Source organism: Arthrobacter sp. P1_B11, assembly GCF_056406715.1.
This window is the reverse complement of record NZ_JBFTZQ010000012.1, coordinates 1-25851: the sequence shown is the minus strand read 5'-3', so window position 1 is coordinate 25851 and position 25851 is coordinate 1. Positions and strand designations below refer to the sequence as shown.

At 65.7% G+C, this 25851-nt stretch carries 25 protein-coding genes and 1 pseudogene; 9 read left to right on the top strand and 17 right to left on the bottom strand.

The genetic code is table 11. The features are described from left to right. Positions 1 to 3: 3 nt before the first annotated feature. Together AC1D14_RS11830 and AC1D14_RS11825 are read right to left on the bottom strand one after the other, a co-directional pair. Positions 4 to 552: a DUF1990 family protein gene (locus AC1D14_RS11830; protein ID WP_230118709.1), complete on the bottom strand. Its 549-nt coding sequence runs from the start codon at positions 550 to 552 to the stop codon at positions 4 to 6. Next, the gene (locus tag AC1D14_RS11825) at positions 549 to 1028 is read right to left on the bottom strand and encodes an MmcQ/YjbR family DNA-binding protein (RefSeq protein WP_476881494.1); all 480 of its coding nucleotides are present in this window, start codon (positions 1026 to 1028) and stop codon (positions 549 to 551) included. Before AC1D14_RS11825 ends, AC1D14_RS11830 begins: the two co-directional genes overlap by 4 nt. A gap of 45 nt (positions 1029 to 1073) precedes the next feature. On the opposite strand from AC1D14_RS11825, the gene AC1D14_RS11820 reads away from it, so the two are divergent. Further along, a complete protein-coding gene (locus tag AC1D14_RS11820) occupies positions 1074 to 2102 on the top strand; it encodes an isopenicillin N synthase family dioxygenase (protein ID WP_230118708.1) in 1029 nt (342 codons plus the stop codon). 19 nt (positions 2103 to 2121) lie between these two features. Here the strand turns inward: AC1D14_RS11820 and AC1D14_RS11815 are convergent, their stop codons facing one another. Next, complete coding sequence (locus tag AC1D14_RS11815; protein ID WP_230118707.1) at positions 2122 to 2547, bottom strand: CoA-binding protein; 426 nt, start codon at positions 2545 to 2547, stop codon at positions 2122 to 2124. A 274-nt stretch (positions 2548 to 2821) separates the two neighbouring features. Between AC1D14_RS11815 and acs the strand changes: the two genes are divergently transcribed. Genes acs through AC1D14_RS11795 form a run of 4 tightly spaced genes read left to right on the top strand, consistent with a single transcriptional unit; the run spans position 2822 to position 8106 of the window. Then, positions 2822 to 5047, top strand: coding sequence for an acetate--CoA ligase (acs, locus tag AC1D14_RS11810; protein ID WP_476968554.1), 2226 nt, complete (start codon positions 2822 to 2824; stop codon positions 5045 to 5047). A 10-nt stretch (positions 5048 to 5057) separates the two neighbouring features. Then, entirely contained in the window at positions 5058 to 6251 is a 1194-nt protein-coding gene (gene sfnG / locus AC1D14_RS11805; RefSeq protein WP_476968553.1) for a dimethylsulfone monooxygenase SfnG, read from the top strand. Next, positions 6251 to 7612: an O-acetylhomoserine aminocarboxypropyltransferase/cysteine synthase family protein gene (locus AC1D14_RS11800; protein WP_230118704.1), complete on the top strand. Its 1362-nt coding sequence runs from the start codon at positions 6251 to 6253 to the stop codon at positions 7610 to 7612. Before sfnG ends, AC1D14_RS11800 begins: the two co-directional genes overlap by 1 nt. Further along, entirely contained in the window at positions 7612 to 8106 is a 495-nt protein-coding gene (locus AC1D14_RS11795) for a CoA-binding protein (RefSeq protein ID WP_230118703.1), read from the top strand. The genes AC1D14_RS11800 and AC1D14_RS11795 overlap by 1 nt, the downstream gene beginning before the upstream one ends. A gap of 204 nt (positions 8107 to 8310) precedes the next feature. Here the strand turns inward: AC1D14_RS11795 and AC1D14_RS11790 are convergent, their stop codons facing one another. From AC1D14_RS11790 to AC1D14_RS11775, 4 genes are all read right to left on the bottom strand, one after another. Then, positions 8311 to 9012: a hypothetical protein gene (locus AC1D14_RS11790; RefSeq protein ID WP_476968552.1), complete on the bottom strand. Its 702-nt coding sequence runs from the start codon at positions 9010 to 9012 to the stop codon at positions 8311 to 8313. Further along, positions 9009 to 9557 (bottom strand): RNA polymerase sigma factor, encoded by a 549-nt coding sequence (locus AC1D14_RS11785; protein ID WP_230118701.1) that lies wholly within the window; start codon positions 9555 to 9557, stop codon positions 9009 to 9011. Before AC1D14_RS11785 ends, AC1D14_RS11790 begins: the two co-directional genes overlap by 4 nt. 87 nt (positions 9558 to 9644) lie before the next feature. Next, positions 9645 to 10193: a hypothetical protein gene (locus AC1D14_RS11780; protein ID WP_230118700.1), complete on the bottom strand. Its 549-nt coding sequence runs from the start codon at positions 10191 to 10193 to the stop codon at positions 9645 to 9647. 212 nt (positions 10194 to 10405) lie between these two features. Then, on the bottom strand, positions 10406 to 11695 hold the full coding sequence (locus AC1D14_RS11775; RefSeq protein ID WP_230118699.1) for an adenylosuccinate synthase: 1290 nt from the start codon (positions 11693 to 11695) through the stop codon (positions 10406 to 10408). 478 nt (positions 11696 to 12173) lie between these two features. Between AC1D14_RS11775 and AC1D14_RS11770 the strand changes: the two are divergent. The 3 genes and pseudogenes from AC1D14_RS11770 to AC1D14_RS11760 all read left to right on the top strand — a co-directional run bounded on the left by AC1D14_RS11770 (position 12174) and on the right by AC1D14_RS11760 (position 15313). Next, positions 12174 to 13158: pseudogene (locus AC1D14_RS11770) on the top strand (cobalamin-independent methionine synthase II family protein). Positions 13159 to 13370: 212 nt separating this feature from the next. Next, positions 13371 to 14006 carry a uracil-DNA glycosylase family protein gene (locus AC1D14_RS11765; RefSeq protein WP_230118698.1) on the top strand — a complete coding sequence of 212 codons (636 nt, stop codon included), beginning with the start codon at positions 13371 to 13373 and terminating at the stop codon, positions 14004 to 14006. 311 nt (positions 14007 to 14317) lie between these two features. Continuing rightward, the gene (locus tag AC1D14_RS11760) at positions 14318 to 15313 is read left to right on the top strand and encodes a patatin-like phospholipase family protein (RefSeq protein ID WP_230118697.1); all 996 of its coding nucleotides are present in this window, start codon (positions 14318 to 14320) and stop codon (positions 15311 to 15313) included. 130 nt (positions 15314 to 15443) lie between these two features. On the opposite strand, the gene AC1D14_RS11755 is transcribed toward AC1D14_RS11760, so the two are convergent. From AC1D14_RS11755 to AC1D14_RS11745, 3 genes are all read right to left on the bottom strand, one after another. Continuing rightward, positions 15444 to 15866, bottom strand: coding sequence for a DUF3151 domain-containing protein (locus tag AC1D14_RS11755; RefSeq protein ID WP_230118696.1), 423 nt, complete (start codon positions 15864 to 15866; stop codon positions 15444 to 15446). A 2-nt stretch (positions 15867 to 15868) separates the two neighbouring features. Then, on the bottom strand, positions 15869 to 16888 hold the full coding sequence (gene fbaA / locus AC1D14_RS11750) for a class II fructose-bisphosphate aldolase (protein ID WP_230118695.1): 1020 nt from the start codon (positions 16886 to 16888) through the stop codon (positions 15869 to 15871). A 192-nt stretch (positions 16889 to 17080) separates the two neighbouring features. Beyond that, positions 17081 to 17764 (bottom strand): TrmH family RNA methyltransferase, encoded by a 684-nt coding sequence (locus AC1D14_RS11745; protein ID WP_476968551.1) that lies wholly within the window; start codon positions 17762 to 17764, stop codon positions 17081 to 17083. Positions 17765 to 17816: 52 nt separating this feature from the next. Between AC1D14_RS11745 and AC1D14_RS11740 the strand changes: the two genes are divergently transcribed. Next, positions 17817 to 18647: an HAD-IIA family hydrolase gene (locus AC1D14_RS11740; protein ID WP_230118694.1), complete on the top strand. Its 831-nt coding sequence runs from the start codon at positions 17817 to 17819 to the stop codon at positions 18645 to 18647. A gap of 7 nt (positions 18648 to 18654) precedes the next feature. Here AC1D14_RS11740 and AC1D14_RS11735 read toward each other — a convergent pair whose 3' ends face one another. The 7 genes from AC1D14_RS11735 to AC1D14_RS11705 all read right to left on the bottom strand — a co-directional run. Continuing rightward, positions 18655 to 19695 carry an alpha/beta fold hydrolase gene (locus AC1D14_RS11735; protein ID WP_476968550.1) on the bottom strand — a complete coding sequence of 347 codons (1041 nt, stop codon included), beginning with the start codon at positions 19693 to 19695 and terminating at the stop codon, positions 18655 to 18657. Between the two features lie 58 nt (positions 19696 to 19753). Next, positions 19754 to 20164, bottom strand: coding sequence for a hypothetical protein (locus AC1D14_RS11730; protein WP_476968549.1), 411 nt, complete (start codon positions 20162 to 20164; stop codon positions 19754 to 19756). 90 nt (positions 20165 to 20254) lie between these two features. Further along, on the bottom strand, positions 20255 to 21037 hold the full coding sequence (locus AC1D14_RS11725; RefSeq protein WP_230118691.1) for a GAF and ANTAR domain-containing protein: 783 nt from the start codon (positions 21035 to 21037) through the stop codon (positions 20255 to 20257). Between the two features lie 85 nt (positions 21038 to 21122). After that, a complete protein-coding gene (gene pyrE, locus AC1D14_RS11720; RefSeq protein ID WP_230118690.1) occupies positions 21123 to 21704 on the bottom strand; it encodes an orotate phosphoribosyltransferase in 582 nt (193 codons plus the stop codon). A gap of 78 nt (positions 21705 to 21782) precedes the next feature. Continuing rightward, on the bottom strand, positions 21783 to 23030 hold the full coding sequence (locus tag AC1D14_RS11715) for an FAD-dependent oxidoreductase (RefSeq protein WP_230118689.1): 1248 nt from the start codon (positions 23028 to 23030) through the stop codon (positions 21783 to 21785). A gap of 237 nt (positions 23031 to 23267) precedes the next feature. After that, positions 23268 to 25541, bottom strand: a complete 2274-nt coding sequence (locus AC1D14_RS11710; protein WP_476968563.1) for a gluconokinase, GntK/IdnK-type — start codon at positions 25539 to 25541, stop codon at positions 23268 to 23270. A 70-nt stretch (positions 25542 to 25611) separates the two neighbouring features. Then, the coding region (locus AC1D14_RS11705; protein WP_476968548.1) for an enolase C-terminal domain-like protein at positions 25612 to 25851 on the bottom strand (240 nt) is incomplete at its 5' end.

Here is a 25851-nt window from a genome sequence, read left to right as displayed (position 1 = left end):
TGATCAGCTTTCACCTGCGGCAAGTTGGCGTGCAGCTTCAATGTATCGGGAAGTGACGTGCCGCTGCGCCGCCCGGGCCACGATGCCGCCCGCCGCGTAGAACCAGTTCGAATGCCTGCTGAAGGCCGTGATCTTGAAAAGCACTGTGCCCCGGTCATCAATGGACACCTCGAACGCCTCTTCGCCCCGCTCGGGGTGTCCCGGCAGGGTGCCGTAGGCGAAGCCGGCGGACTGCGGTCCCCCGCCGGGGACCGGCCGGTGGACCCACACCACCTCGCAGGGGGCGTTGATCCGGAAAGGTCCGACGCCGAATCCGCTCACCACGCGTGCGCCGGGAACCACGAGGTCGGACTCGGTGCGGACCCGAAGCCCCGACCGGCGCTGCAGCTCCCATGTGAGGATGCCCTGGGCAACCCGGCCGTAGGTTGCCAGGCCCTCGCCAAGGTACGTCTGCGTCACCAGGCACGGGAAACCCTCTGGCGGCGGGCCATCTTCCGTGGAGCCGATGCCCGGATAGTTGAGTTCACCCTGCGCCAACCGCTTTTCAGTCATATCCCTGCCGTTTCCTGTTCTGGTTGCCCCTCGTGTCCGGGCTGGGGCCCTCCCGCTGCTTCTCCGGCAGGACCTGGGGCACTGACCAGCCGGGCCCAGCCCAGCTGTTCCTGCTGTTTGCGGCTCAGCGAAGCCACCACGAGATCGTAGGAGTCCTCCACCATGTCGCGGACCATGGAGTCCGGCAGCGAGCCATCAAGCCGCACGCCGTTCCAGTGTCTCTTGTTCATGTGCCAGGCGCCGGTTATTTCTGAATGGGCGGCCCGCAGCTGCTCGGCCAGCGCGGGCTCGCATTTGAGGCTCACTGACCAGTCCTCAGGATCCATGGCGGAAGCCGCAAACATCTTGGCCTCGTGCCGGGCCCCGCCGGCTACGGCCGACCGGACTTTGAAGACCGACGTTTCAGGGCCGAACGGAAAGTCCTCGAAGGCCCCGGGAAACGACAGGCAGATTTTCCTCAGTTCGGCAGCATCCATGCTGCGAGCCTACAAAGGCTTCCCCGGCGGTGCTAGTCTGCGAGCATGTCACCTGATCGGGAGGCCATACCTGTTCTGGACTTGGGCGCCGCACGTCAGGCCGATGGGTCATTTAGTCCGGAATTCATTGAGCAGCTGCGCGATGCCACGCACCGGGTGGGCTTCTTCCAACTCACTGGTTACGGGGCCGCGCCGGGCCAGGCAGAGGAACTGCTGGCCGCCATCAAGCGCTTCTTTGATCTTCCCCTTGAGGAGCGGATGAAGCTGGACAACCGGCTCTCCCCGCATTTCCGGGGCTATACCCGTATGGGCACGGAGGTCACCCAGGGAAGGGCGGACGCACGGGAGCAGATCGATTACTCTCCGGACCGTGAACCGGTCCCCGATTATCCCGACGAGCAGCCGTACTGGCTCCTCCAGGGCCACAACATGTGGCCTGATGAATCGCTGCCCGAGCTGGCGCCCGTTGCAATGGCATGGGCAGGGCTCATGTCCAAGGTGGGAAACGAACTCCTGCGCGCCATCGCAGTCTCCCTTCAACTTCCTGAGGACCACTTTGACGAACCGTTCCGGGAGACCCCGGCCTGGATGGGCAAGCTGGTCCACTACGTCGGCGGAGTGGTGGAAGGGGCCGGCGATCAGGGAGTCGGCTCGCACGCGGACTACGGTTTTGTCACCCTCCTGCTTCAGGACGCGGTAGGCGGCCTGGAAGTGCTCCCGCCGGGGGCCAGCGAGTGGTCTTCCGTGGAACCCATTCCTGGAGCGCTCGTGGTGAACCTTGGCGAGATGCTGGAAGTGGCAACCGGGGGCTACCTCGCCGCCACCATCCACCGGGTTCAGGCGCCGCCGCCGGGTGTGGACCGTTACTCCGTGCCCTTCTTCTGGTCGCCTCGGCTCGATGCGGTGATCGAACCGGTCCCCCTCCCGGAGGAGCTGAAGGCGCAGGCCCGCGGCATCTCGGACGACCCGTCCAACCCGATGCTCGCCTCCTTTGGCATGAACATGCTCAAAGGCCGGATGCGCGCCCATCCGGACGTGACCGAGCGTCACTACCCGGACCTGATGAAGCGCTGAGGACAGCGCGAATGCCGGCTCAGAGCCCGAAGTGCCAGCCCTCGCGGGCGGGGCAGGAGTTGACCACGACGTCCAGTCCGGCGGCCTTGGCGCGCTCCACGGCGTCGTCGTCGAAAACACCCAACTGCAGCCAGACTGCCTTGGCGCCCACCGCGATTGCCTGATCAATCACCGGGCCCACCTTGTGTGAGTTCACAAAGCACTCCACGACGTCGATCGGGTGCTTCTCCGGCGGGATCTCAGTCAGGGAGCGGTAGCCCTTCTCCCCATGGACGTCGTCTCCGGGGAGATTAATGGGGATAATCTCCATTCCCATGCGGTCGCGGACATAAAGGGCAACGTCATAGGCCGACCGCCATTCGTTGGTGGTGAGGCCGACAATGGCCCATCTCCCTTTGGTTCGCATGAGGCGCTCGATGACTGCTCGATCGTTAACGTGGGCCATGCATCAAGCCTACGCCTGCGGCGTTCACGCACAATTTCCGAACAAATGAACGAAGGTGGCACCATCCAAAGCGCCGAGAAGAATATTACGTCGCAAAACGGGGCAAATTTTGTAGAATCCCGCGGCTCCGTTTTAGTGGATAGCGACCATCCCGAGCGGCCTAGAGACCTGGATCGATGAAGCCGCAGCAACCCGGTGACGTGGGACGACCATTCCCGCCGATCTGTTCCCCGGAACAACAGGGTGCTACTGCCAGGTCCGATGGAGTACCCAAATGACCCCCGAGATTTCTTCTGCTCTGCCTTCGTTTGCCCGGATTTCCCCTGCGGAGACCCGGGCGGCCGAAGATCCACAAACCACTTCGAACGCGACGGCGATCGAAGCAGGGCTGCGTGACGCGCCCGGCTCCCTTCGCGGCTCTTCGGGATGGTCCTCGACCGAGCCCACGGAAGGCGCAGTGCACGGCGTCCCCACTGGCGGGCCGGCGCGTCACAGCAGCACCACCCCGGGTTCTGTTCCGTACAGCGGCCTGGACACCGATCTGGACACTGTTGCCTTCTGGGAGCAGCAGGCCCTCCGCCTCGACTGGACCACACCCGGTCAAGGCGGGCACGGCGGCAAGCCGTGGCACACCGCCCACCGGAGGGTTCCCGCCAGTCTTGAGGCCGGCACCGGCCCGGACATCACCTGGTTCGAGGGCGGCCGGCTCAATGTGGCCCACAACTGCGTGGACCGCCACGTCGCGGCGGGACGCGGCGACAGGGTTGCCCTCTACTTCGAGGGCGAGCCCGGTGACCGTCGCACCGTCACCTACGCCGACCTCCAGCGTGAGGTGTCCAAGGCCGCGAATGCCCTCCTGGACCTGGGCATCGCCAAGGGCGACCGCGTGGTCATCTACCTCCCTGTCATTCCGGAAACCGTCATCATCACGCTCGCTGTGGCCCGCATCGGCGCCATCCATTCCCTCGTTTTCGGCGGTTTCTCTGCTGAAGCCCTCAAGTTTCGGGTGGAGGACACCGGCGCCAAGCTCCTGGTCACCACGGACGGCCAGTTCCGCCGCGGCGTGGCAGTACCGGTCAAGGACAACGCGGATGTCGCCGTCTCCGGCGACAACGCCATCGAGCGCGTCCTGGTGGTCAACAGGACCACCCCCGCGGACCGCCTGGCAACCGTCCCTATGACTGAAGGCCGCGACGTGTGGTGGCATGACGCCGTAGGGACTGCCTCCGAGGTCCACGAGGCCGAAGCGTTCGACGCCGAGACCCCGCTCTTCATCATGTACACCTCCGGGACCACCGGAAAGCCCAAGGGACTGGTGCACACCTCGGGCGGCTACCTGACCCAGGCATCGTGGAGCTTCGAGCACCTCTTCAGCAACCCCGACCCCGCCCTCCGGGACCAGGACGTGCACTGGTGCACCGCCGACCTCGCCTGGGTCACCGCGCACACCTACGAGATCTATGGCCCGCTCTCAAACGGTGCCACGCAGGTGATTTTCGAGGGCACGCCCAACACGCCGCACCCCGGCCGGCACTTCGAGATCATCGAACGCTACGGCGTCACGCAGTACTACACCGCGCCCACCCTGGTCCGCTCGCTCATGGGCTGGTTCCCGGACGGCGTGCCGGACACCTACGATCTTTCCTCCATCCGGATGCTCGGCACCGTGGGCGAAGCGGTCAACCCGGAGGCCTGGCGCTGGCTGCGCCGGAATGTCGGTGCCGGCACAGCCCCCGTGGTGGACACCTGGTGGCAGTCCGAAACCGGTGCCGCCATCCTCTCCCCGGCGCCGACGGACACCGGGTTCAAGCCGGGCTGCGCGGCCCGCCCGCTGCCGGGCGTCAGCACGCGCATCGTGGACGACGCCGGCAATACCGTGCCGCCGGGCGTCCAGGGTTTCATTGTGGTTGACACCCCCGGACCCGCGATTGCGCGCACTGTGTGGGGCAATCCCCAGCGCTACTTCGATTCGTACTGGCGCAAGTACGCTGCCCAGGGCTGGTTCCTTGCCGGCGACGGCGCCAAATACGATGACGACGGCGACATCTGGATCCTCGGGCGCGTGGATGACACTCTCAACGTCTCCGGGCACCTGCTGTCCACCATCGAGATCGAGTCGGCCCTCGTGTCCCACCCGGACGTCGTGGAGGCGGGCGTGTGTCCGGTCGCGGATCCCAAGACCGGCCACGCCGTCGTCGCCTTTGTGGTGCTGAAGGGCGGGGTTTCCGCGGTTTCGACGAGCTCAATCAACGACGACCTCCGCAATCACGTCGCGAAGGAGATCGGGCCGATCGCCAAGCCACGCGACGTCGTCGTGGTTTCCGATGTCCCCAAAACGCGCAGCGGCAAGATCATGCGGCGCCTGCTCACGCAGCTTTTCGAGGGCACCGCCCTCGGCGACACCACCTCCCTCCAGAACGAGCCGGCCATCGCCGGCATCCAGGCCGTGCTGCGCCGCCGCACGGCCGTCCCCTCAGCACCCGTCACCGGCCAGAAGTAAAGGAATAACAATGAACGACATCAGCAACGTAGCCCGTCTTTCCGAGCCCCTGAAGTTCGCCTACTGGGTGCCCAACGTGTCCGGCGGCCTGGTCGTCTCCACGATCGAACAGCGCACCGGCTGGGACTTCGACTACAACAAGAAGCTGGCGCGGATCGCCGAGAACTCCGGCTTCGAATACGCGCTGACGCAGACCCGCTACGCCGCCTCATACGGCGCGGACAAGCAGCACGAGGCCACATCCTTCAGCCTGGCGCTGCTGGCGGCCACGGAGCGGCTCAAGGTCATTTCCGCCGTCCACCCCGGCATGTGGCACCCCGGCGTCCTTGCGAAGTACATCATCACTGCCGACCACATCTCCAACGGCCGCGCCGCCGTGAACATCGTCTCCGGCTGGCTCAAGAATGAGTTCACCAACTTCGGCCTCGAGTGGCTGGAACACGACGAGCGCTACGTGCGCACCGAGGAGTTCATCAAGGTTCTGCGCGGCCTGTGGACCGAGACGGAGTACAGCCAGTCCGGCAAGTACTACAACATCACCGACTTCACCCTGAACCCGGCACCGGTGGACGTTCCCGGCCGCGCGCACCCGGAGATCTTCTTCGGCGGCAACTCCACCGCGGCCCAGGCCACGGCCGGCCGCGTGGCCGACTGGTACTTCTCCAACGGCAAGGACCTGGAAGGCTTCAAGGAAAACATCGCAGGCGTGGTGGCCTCCGCAGGAGAAAGCGGGCGCGGCACCGAAGGCGCCATCGCGGCGCCGCGTTTCGGCCTCAACGGCTTCGTGATCGCCCGCGATTCGGAGCAGGAAGCCCGCGACACGCTCCGCGAGATCGTGGAGAAAGCACACAAACCTGCAGTCCAGGGTTTCCGCGACGCCGTTCAGGAGGCCGGAGCGTCCACCAAGGACGGCAAGGGCATGTGGGCCGATTCCACGTTCGAGGACCTGGTCCAGTACAACGACGGCTTCAAGACCCAGCTGATCGGCACCCCGGAGCAGATCGCCGAGCGGATCGTGGAGTTCAAGAAAATCGGCGTGAACCTGTTCCTCACCGGCTACCTGCACTTCCAGGAAGAGATCGCTGCGTTTGGCCAGGATGTCCTGCCGATCGTCCGCGAACTCGAGGCGGACCTGGCCCGCAAGAACGGCACCGAACTGGACCTGTCCCAGACCCCGGTTGCCTCTGTGCCGGTGGCTGTCTGATGGCAGACCGCAAGTTCGGCTTCCGCACCCGCGCGCTGCACGCCGGCGGCACGCCCGACGCCGAGCACGGCGCCCGTGCCGTGCCCATCTACCAGACCACGTCTTTCGTGTTCAAGGACACCCAGGACGCGGCTAACCTGTTTGCCCTGCAGAAGTACGGCAACATCTACTCCCGCATCGGCAACCCCACCGTGGCCGCGTTCGAGGAGCGCATTGCGTCCCTTGAGGGCGGCATCGGTGCGGTGGCCACGGCTTCCGGGATGGCTGCAGAGTTCATCACCTTCGCCGCGCTCACCCAGGCCGGCGACCACATCGTGGCCGCCTCCCAGCTGTACGGCGGCACCGTCACGCAGCTGGACGTGACCCTTCGCCGCTTCGGCGTCGACACTACCTTCGTTCCCGGCACCGACGCCGCAGACTACGCCGCGGCTGTCCGGGAGAACACGAAGGCGATATTCGTCGAGGTGGTGGCCAACCCGTCGTCGGAGGTGCAGGACCTTGCGGCCCTGGCGAGGGTGGCGCACGGCGCCGGCATTCCCCTCGTCGTCGACGCCACCTTGAGCACGCCGTACCTCGTGCGGCCGATCGAACACGGAGCGGACATCGTGATCCATTCCGCCACCAAGTTCCTCGGCGGCCACGGCACCACGCTGGGCGGCGTGATCGTGGAGAGCGGCAGGTTCAACTGGGGCAACGGCAAGTTCCCCACCATGACCGAGCCGGTGGCCTCCTATGGCAACGTCTCCTGGTGGGGGAACTTCGGCGAGTACGGCTTCCTCACCAAGCTCCGTTGCGAACAGCTGCGGGACATCGGCCCCGCACTCTCACCGCAGTCCGCGTTCCAGCTGCTGCAGGGCGTCGAAACCCTTCCCCAGCGCCTGGACGAGCACCTGAAGAACGCCCAGGCCGTGGCGGAATGGCTCGAGGCCGACGAGCGCGTGGCCTACGTGAACTTCTCCGGGCTGCCGTCCCACCCACACTACGAGCGGGCGCGGAAGTACCTGCCCCTGGGTCCCGGATCGGTGTTCTCCTTCGGCGTCAAGGGCGGCCGCGCGGCCGGGCAGAAGTTCATCGAGTCCCTCCAGTTGGCGTCGCATCTGGCCAACGTTGGCGACTCCCGCACCCTGGTCATCCACCCCGGTTCAACCACCCACCAGCAGCTGAGCCCGGCCCAGCTCGAGTCTGCCGGAGTTCCGGAAGACCTGGTCCGCATCTCGGTCGGCCTCGAGGACATTGACGACATCCTGTGGGACCTGGACCAGGCCCTGACCGAAGCATCGGAGGTGGAAGCCTCGGATGCATCCGCCCGCGGCTTAGCGTCCCTGGCGGCGGCGGAAGCCTGCACGATCGGAGCGAACTGATGAGCACGGAAGCCCGCACATGGGAAGGCCCCTCAGCACCGGAACGCCTGAACCTGCTCCGGCAGGCAAAGAGCATTGCCATCGTGGGCGCGTCGGACAAGCCGTCGCGTGCGAGCTATTTCGTGGCCACGTACCTGCAGTCATCCACCCGGTACAAGGTGTATTTCGTGAACCCGGTGGTAAAGGAGATCCTGGGGCAGCCCACGTATGCGTCGCTGGCCGACCTGCCGGAGAGCCCGGACATCGTTGATGTGTTCCGCAAGCACGATGACCTGCCGGGCGTCCTGGACGAGGCCATCGCGGCTGGAGCCAAAACCCTCTGGCTGCAACTGGGCTCGTGGCATGAAGACGTTGCCAAAGAAGCCGAGGCGGCCGGACTCGACGTCGTCATGGACCGCTGCGTCAAGATTGAGCACGCCCGATTCCATGGCGGACTTCACCTGGCCGGCTTCGACACCGGGGTCATCTCATCCAGGCGGCAAGTGCTGGCTTAGGCCTATACCGGCAGCAGGAAAAAGTGCCGGGCTGGAACCTGATGGGGGACAACTTCCAGCCCGGCGCTTTCATATGGGTAATCGCCGCGACGACTCGCGAGGTTACGCCGATTCGAAAAAAGTTCGAGAAAGTTTTTTTGGTGGCGGCCTCAGGCGCCCTGAAAACCTCAGGCGCCCTGAAAAGGACTCACAACTTCCAGGGGTTCACTGGTTTCCTGGGGAGGGAGCCGGAACGGCACCCGGCAGGGTCGGTACCGCCGGTTTCGGTTTGGACGGAAGCTGCGGCCGTATGCCGCCGCCCGGAACAACGGGGAGCTGCGTCGGCCGGGCGGGTACCGCAGCAGCTTTGTCGGGCTTCCCGCCAGGAGCCGCACCTGGCAGCACTGAGGGGGCCGGGGTCTCGGGGCTCCGAGGTGCGGCGGGCGCCCGCGACTGTGAGGCAACCGCCGGCGACGATGCTGCCGGCGAAGACGGAGCTGCGGTCGGTGAGGTTGGCGAAACAGCCGTAGGCGTCGGCAGGTCTGCGGGCGAAGGACCCCCAAGGTCGGTCCCTGGAGCGGTGGCCTCGTCAGCCGGCTGGAGGAACTGCACCACGGTGTGGCCAACGCTTCGGCGGAAGTCCTCGCCGGAGGCAGCCACGGCGCCGGCGCCAAGGCCCATCGCGCCGACCACCGCGGCGCTGACCACTACTCCCATCCTGCGCTTCCTGCCCTGGCGGCGGAGTTCCAGACTGGACACGCCCGGCCTGAGCAGGGCGGCGAGATCCGCGCGCGGTGCCGGAGCGACGTCTTGGGCGAGCCCGCGCAGTTCGTCAAGCGTCCTGCAAAGGTCTTCGTCCTCTTCGAGCCCGGAATCACGGAGAATCGCCTGGATCTCCCCGTCCCTGCCTGTCGGCGTGACACTCATGATGGCGCGTGGTCCTTTTCCTTGACGAGTTCGCGCAAGGCAAGGAGCCCGCGCCGCTGAAGCTGTTTGATGGCGCCCGGAGTTTTGTTCATGATGCCGGCCACCTGTTCGATGGAGAGGTCCGCAACGATCCGCAGGATCAGGACTTCCCGGTGCTCGTCATTGAGCATGGAGAGGGTGGAGGTGATGCCACCCAGCCTGCCCAGCACGTCGTCCTCGGCAGAGTTCGAATACCGTTCGTCCTGCAGCGGGTCATATTCGGTCAAGTGGGGTGCCCTGGCGGACCGGCGGTGGTAATCCACGAGCCGGGCGTGGGCAACTGAGAAGATGAAGGTCCGCAGCCCCGTGCGTCCGCCCTTGACGCCTGTCAGCTTTGGCAGGATATCCACGAAGACGTCCTGCGTGAGCGCTTCGGCGTCATCCACGCCACGTGCCCGGAAATATCCGAGCACAGCGGGCGAAATAGTAGTGTAGACGGCGCTGAAGCCGGAAGGGTCGCCAGTAAGGGCGGCTGACAATTCGTCATCGGTCAGCTGAGCTGCCAAGGAGCTGTCCTTCCCTTACTGCTGGTGTGCGGCGGTAGTAAGCCTAGCCGCCGCACACCGTGAGCCCCTAGTCGGGGAAGTCGCTGTTTACTTGCCGGCCTTGGGCACGTCAGCGGATGCATCTGCGTCGGCGCGGACATCGGCGCCGCCGGAAACGGACGGCGTGGCCGGCTTGGCCACGTGGTCTGCAACGTCCGGAACAGCCGGGGTGGCGGGAACAGCCGGGGTGGCGGGAACACCGGCGCCGCCAGGAACAGCTGGCGTGGCGGGGATTGCGGTGACCGCGTCAGCACCGGCAGTGTTGCCGGCGCGTGAGGCGTGTGCCTTGGCCGCCGCGGAGTCCTTGTCCGCTTCCACGCTGGCATCAGCGGCGTCCGAAGCCTCGCCAGCAGCCTTGGCCTTGGCGTCCGGAGCGGCCGGGACGGCGGGCACGGCCGGCGCCTCGGGCGTGGCCGGAACGGCGGGCGTAGCGGGAACGGCAGGCGTGGCCGGAACGGCGGGCGTAGCGGGGGTCACCTCTGCATGCTGTGAGCCCGATACCTGGGCCGCGTTGGCCAGTCCGATGCTGGAGAAGCCTCCGACAACGATGATGGCGGCGCCGACAGCAATCTTGGTGGTCTTGCTAACACTCTTCATAAGAAAAAAAGTCCTTTGGTTGGTTGAAGGCCGGGCCGGGGGCCGATGGGGGGAAGGCCACCGGCCCGGCGCTTACACATACGTAATCGCAGCAAGGGGGGTCGCAGGTTACGCGCAACCGGAAATTCCTTAGATATCCGGGAGGGTACGACGGCGGCGGGCCACCTGACAAAGGTGACCCGCCGCCGTCGAACGTCCCTGGAGTGGAGTCGTCAGTCGTTGATGAGGTCGTTGACCACGATGGTCTGGTCGCGGTCCGGGCCCACGCCGATCGCGGAGAATCGGGTGCCGGACAGCTTCTCCAGCGCCAGCACGTAGTTCCGGGCGTTCTCCGGCAGGTCCGCGAGGGTACGGGCGCCGGTGATGTCCTCGGTCCAGCCTTCGAAGTACTCGAAGATGGGCTTGGCGTGGTGGAACTCGGTCTGGGTCATGGGCATTTCGTCATGCCGGACACCATCGACGTCGTATGCGACGCAGACCGGGATCTGCTCGATGCCCGTGAGCACGTCCAGCTTGGTGACGAAGTAGTCCGTGAACCCGTTGACGCGGGAGGCGTGCCGTGCCAGGACGGCGTCGTACCAGCCGCAGCGGCGCGGACGGCCGGTGTTCACGCCGAACTCGCCGCCGGTTTTCTGCAGGTACATGCCCATCTCGTCGAACAGTTCCGTGGGGAACGGACCCGCTCCAACGCGCGTGGTGTACGCCTTGATGATTCCGATGGACCGGGAGATGCGCGTGGGCCCGATGCCGGAGCCCACCGAGGCGCCGCCGGCGGTCGGGTTGGAGGAGGTGACGAACGGGTAGGTGCCGTGGTCCACATCGAGGAACGTGGCCTGGCCGCCCTCCATAAGCACCACCTTGCCCTCGTCCAAGGCGGTGTTCAGCACCAGCGTGCTGTCGATGACCAGCGGGCGCAGCCGTTCCGCGAAGGAGAGGAAGTAGTTGACGATCTCGTCCACGAGGATGCCGCGGCGGTTGTAGACCTTGACCAGCAGTTCGTTCTTCTGGCGCAGCGAGCCTTCTACCTTCTGGCGAAGGATGGACTCGTCGAAGACATCCTGGACGCGGATGCCGAGGCGGGCCACCTTGTCCATGTAGGCCGGGCCGATGCCGCGGCCGGTGGTGCCGATGGCGCGGCTGCCCAGGAAACGCTCGGTGACTTTGTCCAGCACCTGGTGGTACGGCGCTACGAGGTGGGCGTTGGCCGAGACGCGCAGCTTGGAGGTGTCCGCGCCGCGGGCCTCGAGGCCGTCGATCTCCTGGAACAGGGCTTCAAGATTCACCACGCAGCCGTTGCCAATAATCGGAACCGCGTTCGGGCTCAGGATGCCGGCAGGAAGGAGCTTGAGCTCATACTTCTCACCGCCCACGACGACGGTGTGCCCGGCGTTGTTGCCGCCGTTCGGCTTGACGACGTAGTCGACGCGGCCGCCGAGCAGGTCGGTGGCCTTACCTTTGCCTTCGTCGCCCCATTGGGCTCCGACGATCACGATTGCTGGCATGGGATCCTCCCCCATTCGTTCGGGCCACCCGCAGTTGGCCCACCAGGTGGGCCCGCCACAACGCAGCGCCGTTCATGAGAATGCCCCGAATTCATCGCCCGCACGCACGGCGTTGGCCAATGAGCGAAGACGCAAGAGTTCCGGGGCTCTTACCACCCAAGTTTAGCCGATGGGCCGCTGAAGTCTCGCTTTGGCCGATGAGCCGCGGCGGCGCTGTCTCGTCTATTTTCCTGTGAACTCCACGGCCGTCTCAGCCAGCATCATGAGCCGCCGCTGCCTGCCTGCCTTACCGCGACATATATGGCCAACGATTTGCCAGCGCTCGCCCCGTGGAATTAAGCGAGAGTGACCATCCCGAGCGGCCGAGAGACCTGGATCACTGACGCCGCAGCAACCTCGCCCGAAGGCAGGTCCCCTACGACAGGGCCGGCCCTCAGTAAAGGTGCTACCGCCAGGACCGATGGAAAGGAATTCCGCGATGTCCCTTAATGCCGACCACATCCGCGTCACCCGCGCCGGCTCGCTGCCCCGGACGCCTGAGCTCATTGCCGCCAACGAGGCCAAGGAAGCAGACGGAATCACGCCGGAATTCCTGGACCTGCTGGAAACATCGGTGGTGGAGGTGGTCCAGCGCCAACAACGATCCGTCCTCGGGAATCCTTGCGCACCGCAAGAGCGTTTCCCAGCCCAAGATCGCCGGCCCCCTGAGCTACACGGGGCAGGCGCTGGTGGCCTCGGACATCGCCAACCTCAAGACGGGCCTCGCCGCTGCCGGCCTCACGGACGGTTTCGTTGCCTCGCTGTCCCCGGGCTCCTGCGCCCGGGTGGCCAACGAGTACTACAAAACTGATGAGGAGCTCCTCTACGCGTGCGCTGACGCCATGCGGGAGGAATACAAGGCCATCATTGATGCCGGCCTGACGGTGCAGCTGGATGACCCGTCGCTGGCCGAAAGCTGGGACCAAATCAACCCCGAGCCCAGCCTTGAGGACTACCTCAAGTTCATCCAGCTCCGCGTCGAGGCCACCAACTGGGCCCTCCGCGACCTGCCCGAGGAACAGATCCAGCTGCACGTCTGCTGGGGCTCATGGCACGGACCGCACACCACCGACATTCCATTCGCCGACATCATCAACTCCGTTCTGCAGATTAACGCCGGCGGATACTCCTTCGAGGCGGCCAACGTCCGGCATGAGCACGAATGGCGCGTCTGGGAAGACACCAAGCTCCCCGAGGGCAAAGTGATCATCCCCGGCGTCGTCTCGCATGCCACCAACGTGGTGGAGCACCCGGACCTGGTGGCCGACCGGATCGAGCGATTTGCCCGTCTGGTGGGACGCGAAAACGTCATCGCCTCCACCGGCTGCGGGCTGGGCGGCCGCGTCCATCCCCAGATCGCCGTTGCAAAGCTGGAGGCTCTCGGGGAGGGCGCACGCCGCCCCACGAAGCGTCTCTGGCAGTGATTTAGCCCTCTTTAAACATCCCGCGGGCCCTGCCCTGCGGGCCTTTCGGTCACCGGGACGCCAGAAGGCGGGGTCCGCATTTCGTGCGGCTTGCTAAACTGATAAGGATCGACCAGGAATCGATCCACACCACATTTCAAACCACCCCGGACTTGACGCGCCCGCTTCCGGGGAGGCAGCGTGACCGATCCCCGCAGGAGACACAGCAATACATGACAGCCATGGCTACTGAATCTTTCCGTGAACAACTTCTGAGCCGCCGTTACGAACCCAACGTCGCAGCCGTAAATGAGCTGTGCGACTCCCTGCAGAACACCAAGCCAGGCACCCAGGTGCCCTACGTCGACCCCATGCACGACGTCGACGAATGCCGCATCATCAGCCTCTACTCCAACATCGGCACCTCCTCGCCCTCGGGCTTCATCACGCCCGGCGACGACGACGCCGCCGCCCGCATGCTCGGCGTGCAGTGGAAGCTCGGGCTCCGGCCCGAGTACGTCATGCCGTGGAATGTGCACCCGTGGCATGTCCCTGGCGAGCCGAACGGCAAGTTCACCCCGGACCAGATTTCGGCCGGACTCAAGCCGCTGTTGAAGTTCCTGGCGTTCGTGCCCCGGGCGTCCGTGATCGTGGCTCACGGCACGGAGGCCAACCGGCTGGCCGGCCTGCTGCTCAAGACCGAGGTGCCCCTGCTCTGGCGCCGCGGCCTGAAGACCTACAAGGTCCGTTCGCTCAGCGGCCGTGCCTTCGCCGGCACGCCTGCCCGCCAGCAGCAGTATCTCGACGAGATGCACGTTGTCTACGCGGACGCGATGGCCCGCACCGGCCTGGCGAAGGCCGCCAGCTAGCGCCTTACGCTTCAAAGTACGACGGCGGGCGGTCACCTTTCAGGGGAAAGGCGACCGCCCGCCGTCGTGCTTAAAAGGGGCCCGTCACAGATGAGGGTGTGGCGTTCGAATGCCAAACGACAACCGGCATAATGCCGGTTGCCCACCGCGTCGCCGCCGTGATAGCTTTCCGGTAATCGTGATCAATCGGCAGGAGGTGAGACCCATGTACGCAGTATCGCAATGGGCACTCCCATGCAGTCCGCGATCGCGCGACTGAAGTAGTCGCAGCTGGGAGCGCCCGCCAGGCAATTTCGCGAAAGACGACTCCCATGAACACAACACCTTCTTCAAGACTGCACTTCACCTCGACGACGGCCTCCGACCGGCCGAGGTCCGACCAGGATCAGCCGCAGGACGACGCCACAAAGCAGGTGCGCGCCGCGGGCGAGCGGGCATTGGTCCTCGGTGGCGGCGGATCGACAGGCAACGCGTGGCTGATCGGCGCCATCGCCGGCTTGTTCGATGCCGGGCTGGATGTGACCGAGGCCGACCTGGTCATCGGGACGTCGGCCGGATCGACGGCCGCGGCACAGATAGCTGGCGCGACCCCGGCCGAACTGTTTGCCGCCATCCTTGCCGCGGCGCCCCAGCAACGAACCGGTCCGGTCGGATCCGACCGAGGACGCGTTCCGGTCAGGCCGGCGGCGGACCACATGGAGCGAACGGGGAAGATCATCGCCGCCGCTGAGGATGCGGCTGACATGCGCCGCAGAATGGGCGCGGCGGCACTCGACATGGATGCGGCGTCGGACGGTTCCGGGCAAACGCGGTGGCGCGCTACCGTCGCCGCTCGGCTTCCCAGTCAGCTCTGGCCGCAGCGGAGAATGTTCATCACGGCGGTCGATGCCCATTCCGGTGACCCGGTCGTGTTCGACGGCAACAGCGGGGTCGACCTGGTGGACGCCGTGGCCGCCAGCTGTGCCAGTGGTTTCGCCTACAGCATCGGCGGCAGCCGATACATCGACGGCGGCTACCGATCCAACGCCGACAATGCCGATCTGGCAGCCGGATACGCACGGGTGCTGGTGCTGTCACCATTCGGCGGCAGATCACGGACTCCGGCGGACTGGGGCCTGCATCTCGCAACACAGGTCGACGAACTACGCGCACGCGGCAGCAGAGTCGAAACGATCTTCCCGGATAGTAACTCCGAGCACATGTTCGGCGCCAGTGCGATGGATCTGTCGCTGCGTCCGCCCGCTGCGCGGGCTGGTTACAACCAAGGCAGAGCCCTTGCCGGGCAGCTCACTGAGTTCTGGCGCTGACGCCCTCGAAATCAGTCGACTCGGTAGGCGTGATGAGAACTGCTAACGCCTCGGATGCCGACAACGCGGGGTCACCAGGCCCCAATCCATCAAAGTGGATTGGGGCGTAAGTGACCCCGCGTTGCTTTGGCTACCTGGCTTCGATCGCTGCCTTGGCTGCCGGGTCCGAGTCGTTGAGGAACTTCTCGATCCGCTCCGGCTCCTCGGCCTCGTTGATGGCGGCAGAAGCCCGCCCCAGCGAGTACAGTGCGCGCAGGAAGCCGCGGTTCGGCTCGTGTTCCCACGGGATGGGCCCGACGCCGCGCCAGCCGTTGCGGCGGAGCGAGTCCAGGCCGCGGTGGTAACCCACGCGGGCGTAAGCGTAGGAGTCGATGGTGCGGCCGTCGGCCCAGGCTTCCTCGGCCAGCACGGCCCAGAGCAGCGACGACGTCGGGTGCTTTTCCACCAGATCCAGTGCTTCCTGGCCCGCGTCCAGCTGTGCGTTGACCTCGGTCTCGGCAGGCAGGAGCGTGGGCTCAGGACCCATCAGGTTCTTGCGGAATTCGTCGGACATAGTTAGAAGGTCTTGCCGGTGGAGCCGAGCTGCTGGGCAGCTTCCACAACGCGGGCAGCCAGTCCAGCTTCGGCGGAGGCGCCCCAGACGCGGGGGTCGTACAGCTTCTTGTTGCCGACCTCGCCATCGACCTTCAGCACGCCGTCGTAGTTGCGGAGCATGTGGTCCACTACGGGGCGGGTGTAGGCGTACTGGGTATCGGTGTCGATGTTCATCTTGATCACACCGTAGGAAACGGCGTCGGCGATTTCCTGGTCGGAGGAGCCAGAGCCGCCGTGGAACACGAGGTCGAACGGGTTGTCCTTGCCGATTTTGGCGCCGACCTGGGCTTGGATGTCCTTGAGGATCTCCGGGCGCAGCTTCACGCCGCCGGGCTTGTACACGCCGTGCACGTTGCCGAAGGTCAGGGCGGTGATGTAGCGGCCGTTTTCGCCGGAGCCGAGGGCCTCGATGGTGGCCAGGGCGTCCTCAACGGTGGTGTACAGCTTCTCATTGATCTCGTGCTCGACGCCGTCTTCCTCGCCGCCCACGGTGCCGATTTCAACTTCGAGGATGATCTTGGCGGCGGAAGCCCGCGCCAGCAGATCGCGGCCGATGCGCAGGTTCTCGTCGAGGGTTTCGGCGGAGCCGTCCCACATGTGCGAGTTGAAGATGGGGTCCTTGCCGGCCTTGACGGCTTCCTCGGACGCTGCCAGCAGCGGCAGGACAAAGCCGTCCAGCTTGTCCTTGGGGCAGTGGTCGGTGTGGAGGGCGATGTTGACGTTGTAGTTCTTGGCAACCTCGCGGGCGAACGCGGCGAAGCCCAGCGAACCGGCCACCATGTCCTTGGTGGAGGCGCCGGACCAGTACGCGGCACCGCCGGTGGAAACCTGGACGATGCCGTCGGACTCAGCCTCGGCGAAACCGCGGAGGGCAGCGTTCAGGGTCTGGGAGGAGGTGACGTTGACCGCCGGGAATGCGAAGCCGCCCTTTTTTGCGCGGTCGATCATGTCGGCGTAGATCTCTGGGGTTGCAATGGGCATGCTGACTCCTAAAGTGAATTTCGTCTGCGGGTTGTGTTGACCCTGGAGTGAACCTCGTCGGCTAGGAACCATCCTAGCCATTTCTGCGCACCGGCCGTGTTTCGGGTCACGCGGCCGGGTAACACTTGGCTCGATTCGCACGCCAGATGGCGCTTGCCGGCAGTCCGCCGGACACTCATGCGAACCGCCATCTCAGCGCAACTGGAAGCCCTGGCCGAACACGTGCCGGCGCACCCACGCGTGCATGGCAATCGCCGCCGCGGACCCGGCGTTGATGGAGCGGGTGGAGCCGAACTGCTCGATGGACAGTGTGGCCTCCGCGGCCTCGTGCACTTCAGGGGTCAGGCCGGGGCCCTCCTGGCCAAAGACGAGCACGCATTTGCGGGGCAGTTCGTAGGTTTCCAGCGGCACCGAATCCGGGAAGATGTCGATCCCGATGATCGCCAGCCCCTCCCCCCGGGCCCACGCCACGAAATCCTCCACGGTGGGGTGGTGGCGGACGTGCTGGTAGCGGTCGGTGACCATGGCCCCGCGGCGGTTCCACCGGCGTCGTCCGATGATGTGGACCTCTTTGGCGAGGAAGGCGTTGGCGGTGCGCACCACAGTGCCGATGTTGAAGTCGTGCTGCCAGTTTTCGATGGCGATGTGGAACTCGTGCCGCTTGGAATCCAGATCCGCCACGATGGCCTCGTGCTTCCAGTAACGGTACTTGTCCACGACGTTGCGGCGGTCGCCGTCCGCCAACAGGTCAGGGTCCCAGTGGTCACCTTCGGGCCACACGCCTTCCCAGGGCCCGACGCCGACCTCCGCCTTTGGTTCCGGCGTTTCCTCTGAAGCTGGTTGCGGTTCTGGCGGGGTTCCGGGCGTTAGAGTCACTCCTCAACACTAGACTGGGCTCCGGAAGCAATCATCACCGGCGGAGGTAGTCATGGCAGAATCGGACCAGGTCAAGGAATCGGCCGCGGTGTATCGCAGCGGGCAGGAAATCGAGTGTTGGCTCACCGACATGGACGGGGTCCTCGTCCACGAAAACCAGCCAGTTCCCGGGGCCGCCGAACTCATCCAGCGCTGGGTGGACACCTCCAAGCGCTTCCTGGTGCTGACCAACAACTCCATCTTCACGCCCCGTGACCTGGCGGCGAGGCTGCGGGCCTCGGGCCTGGAAATCCCGGAAGAGAACATCTGGACCTCGGCCCTGGCCACCGCCCAGTTCCTGAAGGACCAGGTGCAGGGCTCCGATTCCGGCAATCGCGCCTACACGATTGGCGAAGCAGGACTCACGACGGCGCTGCACGAGGCAGGCTTCATCCTCACCGACCAGAACCCGGACTTCGTGGTGCTCGGCGAAACCCGGACGTATTCCTTCGAGGCCATCACCATGGCGATCCGCCTGATCCTGGCCGGGGCCCGCTTCATCGCCACGAACCCGGATGCCACGGGTCCGTCCAAGGACGGCCCCATGCCGGCCACCGGAGCCATCGCGGCCCTGATCACCAAGGCCACCGGCCGCGAACCGTACATTGTGGGCAAGCCGAATCCCATGATGTTCCGTTCGGCCATGAACCAGATCGATGCCCACTCGGAAACCACCGCCATGATCGGTGACCGGATGGACACGGACATCATCGCCGGGATGGAAGCGGGGCTGCACACCGTGCTGGTGCTCAGCGGAATCACGCACAAGGACGACATCGCAGCCTACCCGTTCCGGCCCAACCAGATCCTGAACTCGGTGGCTGACCTCAAGAGCCAGATCTGACGTCTGGCTAAAACGGCGTCATCTTCCCGCCGCCTCCGGGCAGCGGGAAGATGCTGTCCTGCAGCTCCGCCAGGATGGGCCGGTAGACGAACGGGTTCCAGCCAGGGCTGGCGTGTGCGGGAAGCGCCCCTGCAGTCTGCAGATCGGCCGACACCATGTTGGCTGCGAACGTCCGCGCCCAGGACTGACGTGCAGTCTGATAGTTGACGGTCTGGTCCTGGGGATTCCCGATGTAGGCCATGCGGGCACCTCCGATCCTGTCGGCAAACCGGGTGGCGTCGAAGTGGTAGATATAGGCGGATTCGGTCTGGATCAGCACGCTCGACGGGGCGATCGGGGACAGCTGCTCCAGGGTCTGGTCCAGGATCTGCCGCCAGGTACGCTCGTTCTTGTGCACCACGCGCTCGCCCAGTTCGTAGCCGCCACGCAGCACCGACGGCACCCGGAATCCGCTCTCGTAAAGGAACACGACGCCGTCGAACCAACTTTGGTCCAGAACGTCGAATTTGCTGTACGGGCTGGAGTCCAGCAGGATGAAGGCCACCTCCACGCCGTGGAGCTCAAGGAGCCGGGCCGCCACGTGCGTGGCCACCATGCCGCCGAAGCTGTGGCCGTAGAAGTAGAGCTTGGTCAGGTTCCGGGCGCGGACATGCTCGATCACGGCGATGACCAGTTGATCGATGTCCAGCCCGAGGTTCGAGTAGCCAACCGCTGCCAGCTGGCCGCGTTGCCGTAGGGTTCCGCGCAGCGAGTTCAGGATCCACTGCGCCTCTTCCCAGCTGGTCTTGTAGCCCGGGAACAGGATCCAGCTGGAGTTCGGGAAATAGCTTTGGGCGAAATCGTCCTCGACCACCAGGATCTTGTGGACCTGGCGTTCCGCCTGGATCCGCTGCGTCAGCAGCATGTCCGCGGCCAAGACCGAAGCCGCCCCCGCCCCGGAGAAGAAGCTACGCCGGGAGAACTGTTTCAGGTCGGAGGCATGCCGGAGCAGCCGGGTAGCCTCTCCACCCGGCCGCGGCTCCGGACCTGCGGATACTTCATACGGCACTCATCTACCCTAGGCACAGTTCCACTGGCTAGGGCAACGTTGTGGCGCCGCGGTCCGGTCAGCTGCCTGCGGCCTGCTTCGCCGTTGCCTTGCAGAGCTCGCGCCGGTTGAGTTCCTCAACAATGGCGTCGTATCGCGCGAGGAGTTCGTTCCCGGCATGACCGGAGGGATCGTCCAGCAGTTCGAAGACGGAGTCGCTGGCGGCGAGCAGCTCCTCGGAAGAATAGCTGGACAGCGGGCGGACGGCTGCGGCCTCCAGCGTTTCAGCCAGCTCTTCCGGATACATAAGGGCGGTGAAGTCCGGACGGGACTCGGCCACCGACTGCGAGGTCACACCCATCCGGCGAACGCGCCGGATTTCGTGGAGGAGATCAGGACGGGAATCCTGCGTGAGGCTCCCCCGGACGTCGATCCGGACAGTGTCCGAGGAATCGTCGATCTTAGCGAGGGAATTAGGCTGGTTGTCCATAGGTACTCCAAAAAAGGGTGTCTATGGCCGACGGCTCAACCTCGGCCAGACTATCCCTCCGCGGGACCGCAGCACAAGCGCCGGGGCGGATCAGCCGGCCTGGCTTTGGCCCGGTCCGCGCGTATTCCCCTGGCCCGGCTCTTCGAAGTGCGTGCGGGCGCCTGCCCCGCCCACGGAATCCACCAGGGACTTGGCGATGTCCCGCAGCTTGACGTTGCTATTGCTCGACGCGTCCCTGAGGATGCGGACGGCGGCCTCCTGGCTGCATCGGTTCTGCGCCATGACGATACCCACGGCGATATCGATGATAGTCCGCGATTCCAGCGTGGCACGGAGGTTGGTGGCGCTGTCCGTATGCAGCGAAAACCTGACGGCGAGGCGCAGTGCCTGTGAAATCTCGCGCGTGTATCCCCTGGCCCGGGCTGCCGCTTTTTCGTCGAACTTGCGCGGGACGTCCGAGTAGAGGTTCAGCGCGGCCTTGGCGTCACCTTGCAGGTTGAACGGCAGCGACAGGACGGAACGCAGCCCGTGTGAGGCGACGGCATTAGCGTAGTCCGGGCCCCAGCGGTCCTCGTCGAAGAGGTCAGGGACGTGCACCTCCCGCTCTTCCTCAGCGGCCGTCAGGCACGGTCCCTGGGACAGCGAGTACTGGATCTCGTCCACTTCACGGGCTGAATCGCTGCTCCAGCCGATGGTGGCCGCCTTGCGGTCGCGCAGGAGCGTTATCCCGCACAGGGCATCGTCACCGTCTCCTGCCACCTGGTGCGCGGAGTACCGGGCAAGCTCGTTAAGGAAGGCCTCAAAGTCGGCACTCTCCAGAATAAGATTCTGGATCTGCTCAACACTGCTCAGGGCTTGATCGGTCGTGCGCATGGCGGGGTACTCCAGATGGGGAAACTGATGCGGGGTACGCAAATACTAAGTTACCCGGCAACTGCCGTCCACTAGCAGCACCCGTTCAGCTGAGCCCGAGCTCGTCCTTGCCGAACGCGAACAGGTAAGGAACGCCCGTCTCGGCTTCGATCTTTTCCTTGGCTCCCGTGTCACGGTCCACGATCACGGCAACGGCCACCACATTGCCGCCGGCCTTCCGGACACCTTCGACCGCGGTCAGCGCGGAGCCGCCGGTGGTGGATGTGTCCTCCAGTACCAGGACCTTGCGGCCCTCAACGGACGGTCCCTCTACCTGACGGCCCATGCCGTAGGACTTCTGTGCCTTGCGGACCACGAACGCGTCGACCGTGCGGCCGGCGTCGCTGGCGGCGTGCATGAGCGCGGTACCCACGGGGTCAGCGCCCATCGTCAGTCCACCCGCGCATTCAAAGTCGATGCCGGCGTCGTCGACCAGGGACAGCATGACCTGCCCCACGAGCTTTGAGGCCTCATGGTGGAGCGTGATGCGGCGCAGGTCGATGTAATAGTCGGCCTCGGCGCCGCTGGACAGGATGACCTTGCCGCGGACCACGGCGAGTTCCTTGATGAGTTCAAGCAGGCGGGCGCGGGCAGCAGGGGCGGAGAGAGAGTCCGTCGTGGCAGTCATGGGTTCCAGTTTAGTGGCTCGCCAGTTTGTGACGGTGCCCCTCCGGCGCACCCTGAACCCGCAGCTGCCCGCGCCGCGCTACGCCATTGCCCGGGGCTCCTGCCGCCGGGCAAACCCGGGCGCGTGCTCTGGCCTGGGCCCGAACGCGATGAGGCGCGGCATGACCCTCCGGGCAGCCGGAACGTGCCGGGCGATAAACAGCACGAACGCCGGGGCACCGGACCTCCTGCCGGTGAACAACGGAACAAACACGGCACGGTGCATCATCCGCTGGACCGTCTGGACCACCACAGTAGGCATCTGCCGGCGCCGCTGCACCGCGTGGAGCTCTTTGAGGCTCACCTGACCGCGCACGAGGGCAGGCGCAAGGTGGGCCGCCGCGGCCACGGCATCCTGGATGGCCAAATTGATGCCCACCCCGCCGGCCGGAGACATCGCGTGCGCGGCGTCTCCGATGCAGAGCATGCCGTCCACGTACCAGCGCCGGAGCCTGTTGAGCCGCACGTCGAGCCAGTGGAGGTCATCGAGCGAGCCGATGGCGTCCAGCCGGTCCGCCAAGTCGGGCCTGAGGGCGCCGACGCGTTCCCTGAACCGGTCCACGCCCTCGCTGCGGATGCGGGCGTCCGCGCCTTTAGGGCCGAGATAGCCCATCTGGTAGTAATCGTCGCGGAACAGCGCAATCATGGCCTCCCTGCCCTTGAATGCGGGAACGATCCCGGCCACTTCCCCCTGTTCCGACGGGTAGCGCGGAAGCTTGAACCACCAGGTGTCGAACGGCACCGGAAATTCCCGTGGTTTCAGGCCCGCGGCCTGGCGCAACACGGAATGGCGGCCGTCGGTCGCGACCACGAGGTCCGCCCGGATGGCACCCTCGACGCCGGCGCTGGTGCGGTAGCGGACGCCGGTGACGCGGCCGCCGTCGAACATCAGCGATGTAGCGGTGTGCTCCATGCGGAGCGTGAAGGTGGGCTCCTCCGCCGCGGCACGGGCCAGGAAATTCAGGAAGTCCCACTGCGGCATCATGGCGATGTAGTTGTACGGCGGCCGCAGCGACGAGAAATCACCCAGCGTCACCAGGCCGACGCCCGGAACGGGGAAGGCGACGTTGCGAAGGCGGCTCTGCGGAAGCTCGCGGAATTCGCTGCCCAGGCCCAGTTCGTCAATGAGGCGAATGGTGGATGCGTGCACGGTGTCGCCGCGGAAATCGCGCAGGAAGTCGCCGTGTTTTTCCAGGACCGTGACCTGCACACCGGCCCTCGCAAGCAGGAGCCCCAGCATCATGCCCGCCGGCCCTCCGCCGACCACGACGCATCCCGTTGTCTCCATGAGCCAACGCTACGCCGCAACGGGTAGCTGCCGCACGGGTATTCACTACGCGATTTTGGCCCGCCCGGCCGGCCCGCTGCGCACGTGGTTCCCGCAGCGCACGTGGTTCCCGCTGCGCACGTGTTTTTCGCTGCGAAATGAGTCCCGGGACGCAAGAACGGACCGGCGCTGCTGGGATCCCCTCAGCGCCGGTCCGTTTCCGCATCACCAGGCCGGAAACCTAGCGAAAATCCGGCCCTAAAGCCTCGTGTCGAATGAATCGCAGAAGACGTTGTCGTTAAACGTACCCTGGAATACGGACTTTCCCTGGATCTTTTCGATGGTCGCCCGAATGGCCTCGGGCGTTCCGGCGTGGGCGTGGATGGCGGTCTTGACCATGGGCACGTCAATCAGGTGGTTGGGCTGGTTGAGCGAGACGAACACGGTGGGGACCTCGGTGACGTACCACGGGATTTCCGCGGCCATCGGGGTGGACCATTTGATCCGGATGGCTGCCTCCTGCGCGAACCCCTTCACATTGGCGAACACAAAGGCGGCGTCGTACTTGTCCGCGTAGTCGCCGGTGGCCTCCTCGGAGATAACCGACATGAAGTTCACGCCGGTCTCTCCCGCCGTCTCGCGCTGGGCCGCCGTCTTGAACAGATGCACCTCGAAGCCGGCGCTTTCCAGCTCGGCCTTGACGGTGTCCAGGTAAGCCAGCGGGTCAGCGCGGGTGAAATCCGCGCCACCGGAGATGCCGTACAGCCGGATCCGTTTGTGCGTTTCCGGGGTGATGGGCAGGCTGTTGGCGGTGTCCTTGACCAAGGTGACCGTCTTGTCCGCGATCTCGGCCGCGATGGCCCGGTGGGCGTCGCTGCCGATCACAGCCAGTGCTTCCGCCGGCGGGACAAGCCCGGCGGAGGCCTTCAGGTGCAGCCCCAGGCTGGCTTTGAGGGCCAGGATCCGGCGCAGCGCGTCATGCAGGCGCTGCTCGGTGATGACGCCGGACTTGTAGCCGTCCAGCATGTATTGGAAGTCCTCCGCGGGGTTGCGGAGGAAGAGGAACATGTCGCAGCCGGCCGCGATGGTGGCGGGGACAAGGTCCCTGCGCTTCATCGCCTGGGTGAGGCCAATCATCTGTGAGGCGTCAGTGAGGATTAGCCCGTTGAATCCCAGCTCGCCGCGCAGCAGGTCCTGGAGAAGCTCCGGAGCCAGCGTGGCGGGCAGAATGTCCTTGTCTGCCGTGCCCGGTCGGAAACGCCGCGTGAGTTCCGGCGCGCCGATGTGTCCCACCATGATGGACTGCACGCCGTGCCCGATCATTTCGCGGTACACGTGCCCGTAGCTCCGGTTCCACTCCTCGTAGCCGAGGGTGTTGTAGGACGTGACGACGTGCTGGTCGCGTTCGTCCATGCCGTCGCCGGGGAAGTGCTTCATGGCGCAGACAGTGGGTGACTCGCTGATGCCGTCGAAGTACTCCTTGGCGCGCTCCACCACGATGTCCGGGGTGTTGCCGAAGGCCCGGGTGGAGATGACCGTGTTCCGCCAGTTGTAGTGGATGTCCACGATCGGCGCGAACGCCCAGTTGCAGCCCAGCGCCGCGGTTTCGACGCCGGCCACCTGACCCATTTGCCGCGCGATGGACTTGTCCGGATGCGAGCCGGCCTGCAGGTGCGTGGACACGAAGGTGCCGTCGTCGCAGCTGCCGGCACCGCCCATTTCCGGGTTGGACGCCACCAGCAGGGGCACCTTGGTCTTGGACTGGGCGTAGCGGATGTGTTCCTGCACGGCCGCCGAGGGGCCGGGCCGGTAGCGCATGCCGCCCACATGGTAGTTGTCCAGGACCCCGTCAAGGTACTCCGGGGAGTAGTCGTTGTTGTGGTTGATGAACAGCTGGCCGATTTTTTCCTCGAGGCTCATCCCGGCGATCGTGGAATCCACCCACGCCACGGCGTCGTCGTCGAGGTTGAACGGCGCCGCCTGAAGGTCGACGTCGAACTGCCGGGGCGCGGTGCCGGCGGCACCGGCGGCGTTGGGCGCCGGAGTCCCGGAACCGGCGACGGCGGCAATACCGGCCAGCGCCTCGGCCACCACCTGGTCCACCGGGGCGGCGATGTCGACGACGGTTCCGGCTTCGTCCGTTTCGAGCGGTTCCAGGGTTGCGAGCTGGGATTCCAGCAGCGCGGGCGGCATGAAGTGCCCGGACCGCCCTTCAGTCCGTTCCCTAAGAACCTCTTTGGTGCCGTGCAGGTGCAGGAACACCGTATCCGGCGCCTGTTCCCGGATGGCGTCCCGGTAGCTGCGCCGCAACGCGGAGCAGGCAAGCACGAGTCCGCCCGGGCCGGCGTCGGCGAGTTCCCTGCCCACCGTGGCGAGCCAGGGCCAGCGGTCCTCGTCCGTCAGTGGAGTTCCGGCTGCCATTTTGGCGACGTTCTCCACGGGATGGAGGGAATCGCCGTCGAGGAAGGGCACGCCCAGTTCGCGGGCCACGAGGTCACCGATGGTGGTCTTGCCGCAGCCGGAGACCCCCATGACGATGACCTGGGGACGGGCGGGAGCCTCGGCGGGGGCGGCTGACTGAGACTGTGTCACGAGTGGTGCCTCACCAGTCATGGACGGTGCCGTCGACCAGGCGGTTGTAGGGCAGGTAGGCCTGCTGGTACGGGTAGGTGGCCGCGGCTTCCTCGTTGAATTCGACGCCGATGCCGGGCTTGTCGCCCGGGTGCAGGTACCCGTCGGTGAACGTCATGGACTGCTCGAACACGGTGTTGGTGGCGTCCGAGTGCTGCATGTACTCCTGGATGCCGTAGTTGTGGATGGCAAGGCCCACGTGCAGCTGCGC

Coding starts and splice junctions, on each gene's coding strand:
- AC1D14_RS11830 (WP_230118709.1), bottom strand. CDS start 552: ATGACTGAAAAGCGGTTGGCGCAGGGTGAACTCAACTATCCGGGCATC.
- AC1D14_RS11825 (WP_476881494.1), bottom strand. CDS start 1,028: ATGGATGCTGCCGAACTGAGGAAAATCTGCCTGTCGTTTCCCGGGGCC.
- AC1D14_RS11820 (WP_230118708.1), top strand. CDS start 1,074: ATGTCACCTGATCGGGAGGCCATACCTGTTCTGGACTTGGGCGCCGCA.
- AC1D14_RS11815 (WP_230118707.1), bottom strand. CDS start 2,547: ATGGCCCACGTTAACGATCGAGCAGTCATCGAGCGCCTCATGCGAACC.
- acs (WP_476968554.1), top strand. CDS start 2,822: ATGACCCCCGAGATTTCTTCTGCTCTGCCTTCGTTTGCCCGGATTTCC.
- sfnG (WP_476968553.1), top strand. CDS start 5,058: ATGAACGACATCAGCAACGTAGCCCGTCTTTCCGAGCCCCTGAAGTTC.
- AC1D14_RS11800 (WP_230118704.1), top strand. CDS start 6,251: ATGGCAGACCGCAAGTTCGGCTTCCGCACCCGCGCGCTGCACGCCGGC.
- AC1D14_RS11795 (WP_230118703.1), top strand. CDS start 7,612: ATGAGCACGGAAGCCCGCACATGGGAAGGCCCCTCAGCACCGGAACGC.
- AC1D14_RS11790 (WP_476968552.1), bottom strand. CDS start 9,012: ATGAGTGTCACGCCGACAGGCAGGGACGGGGAGATCCAGGCGATTCTC.
- AC1D14_RS11780 (WP_230118700.1), bottom strand. CDS start 10,193: ATGAAGAGTGTTAGCAAGACCACCAAGATTGCTGTCGGCGCCGCCATC.
- AC1D14_RS11775 (WP_230118699.1), bottom strand. CDS start 11,695: ATGCCAGCAATCGTGATCGTCGGAGCCCAATGGGGCGACGAAGGCAAA.
- AC1D14_RS11765 (WP_230118698.1), top strand. CDS start 13,371: ATGACAGCCATGGCTACTGAATCTTTCCGTGAACAACTTCTGAGCCGC.
- AC1D14_RS11760 (WP_230118697.1), top strand. CDS start 14,318: ATGAACACAACACCTTCTTCAAGACTGCACTTCACCTCGACGACGGCC.
- AC1D14_RS11755 (WP_230118696.1), bottom strand. CDS start 15,866: ATGTCCGACGAATTCCGCAAGAACCTGATGGGTCCTGAGCCCACGCTC.
- fbaA (WP_230118695.1), bottom strand. CDS start 16,888: ATGCCCATTGCAACCCCAGAGATCTACGCCGACATGATCGACCGCGCA.
- AC1D14_RS11740 (WP_230118694.1), top strand. CDS start 17,817: ATGGCAGAATCGGACCAGGTCAAGGAATCGGCCGCGGTGTATCGCAGC.
- AC1D14_RS11730 (WP_476968549.1), bottom strand. CDS start 20,164: ATGGACAACCAGCCTAATTCCCTCGCTAAGATCGACGATTCCTCGGAC.
- AC1D14_RS11725 (WP_230118691.1), bottom strand. CDS start 21,037: ATGCGCACGACCGATCAAGCCCTGAGCAGTGTTGAGCAGATCCAGAAT.
- pyrE (WP_230118690.1), bottom strand. CDS start 21,704: ATGACTGCCACGACGGACTCTCTCTCCGCCCCTGCTGCCCGCGCCCGC.
- AC1D14_RS11715 (WP_230118689.1), bottom strand. CDS start 23,030: ATGGAGACAACGGGATGCGTCGTGGTCGGCGGAGGGCCGGCGGGCATG.
- AC1D14_RS11710 (WP_476968563.1), bottom strand. CDS start 25,541: ATGGGGGTCTCCGGCTGCGGCAAGACCACCATCGGTGACCTCGTGGCC.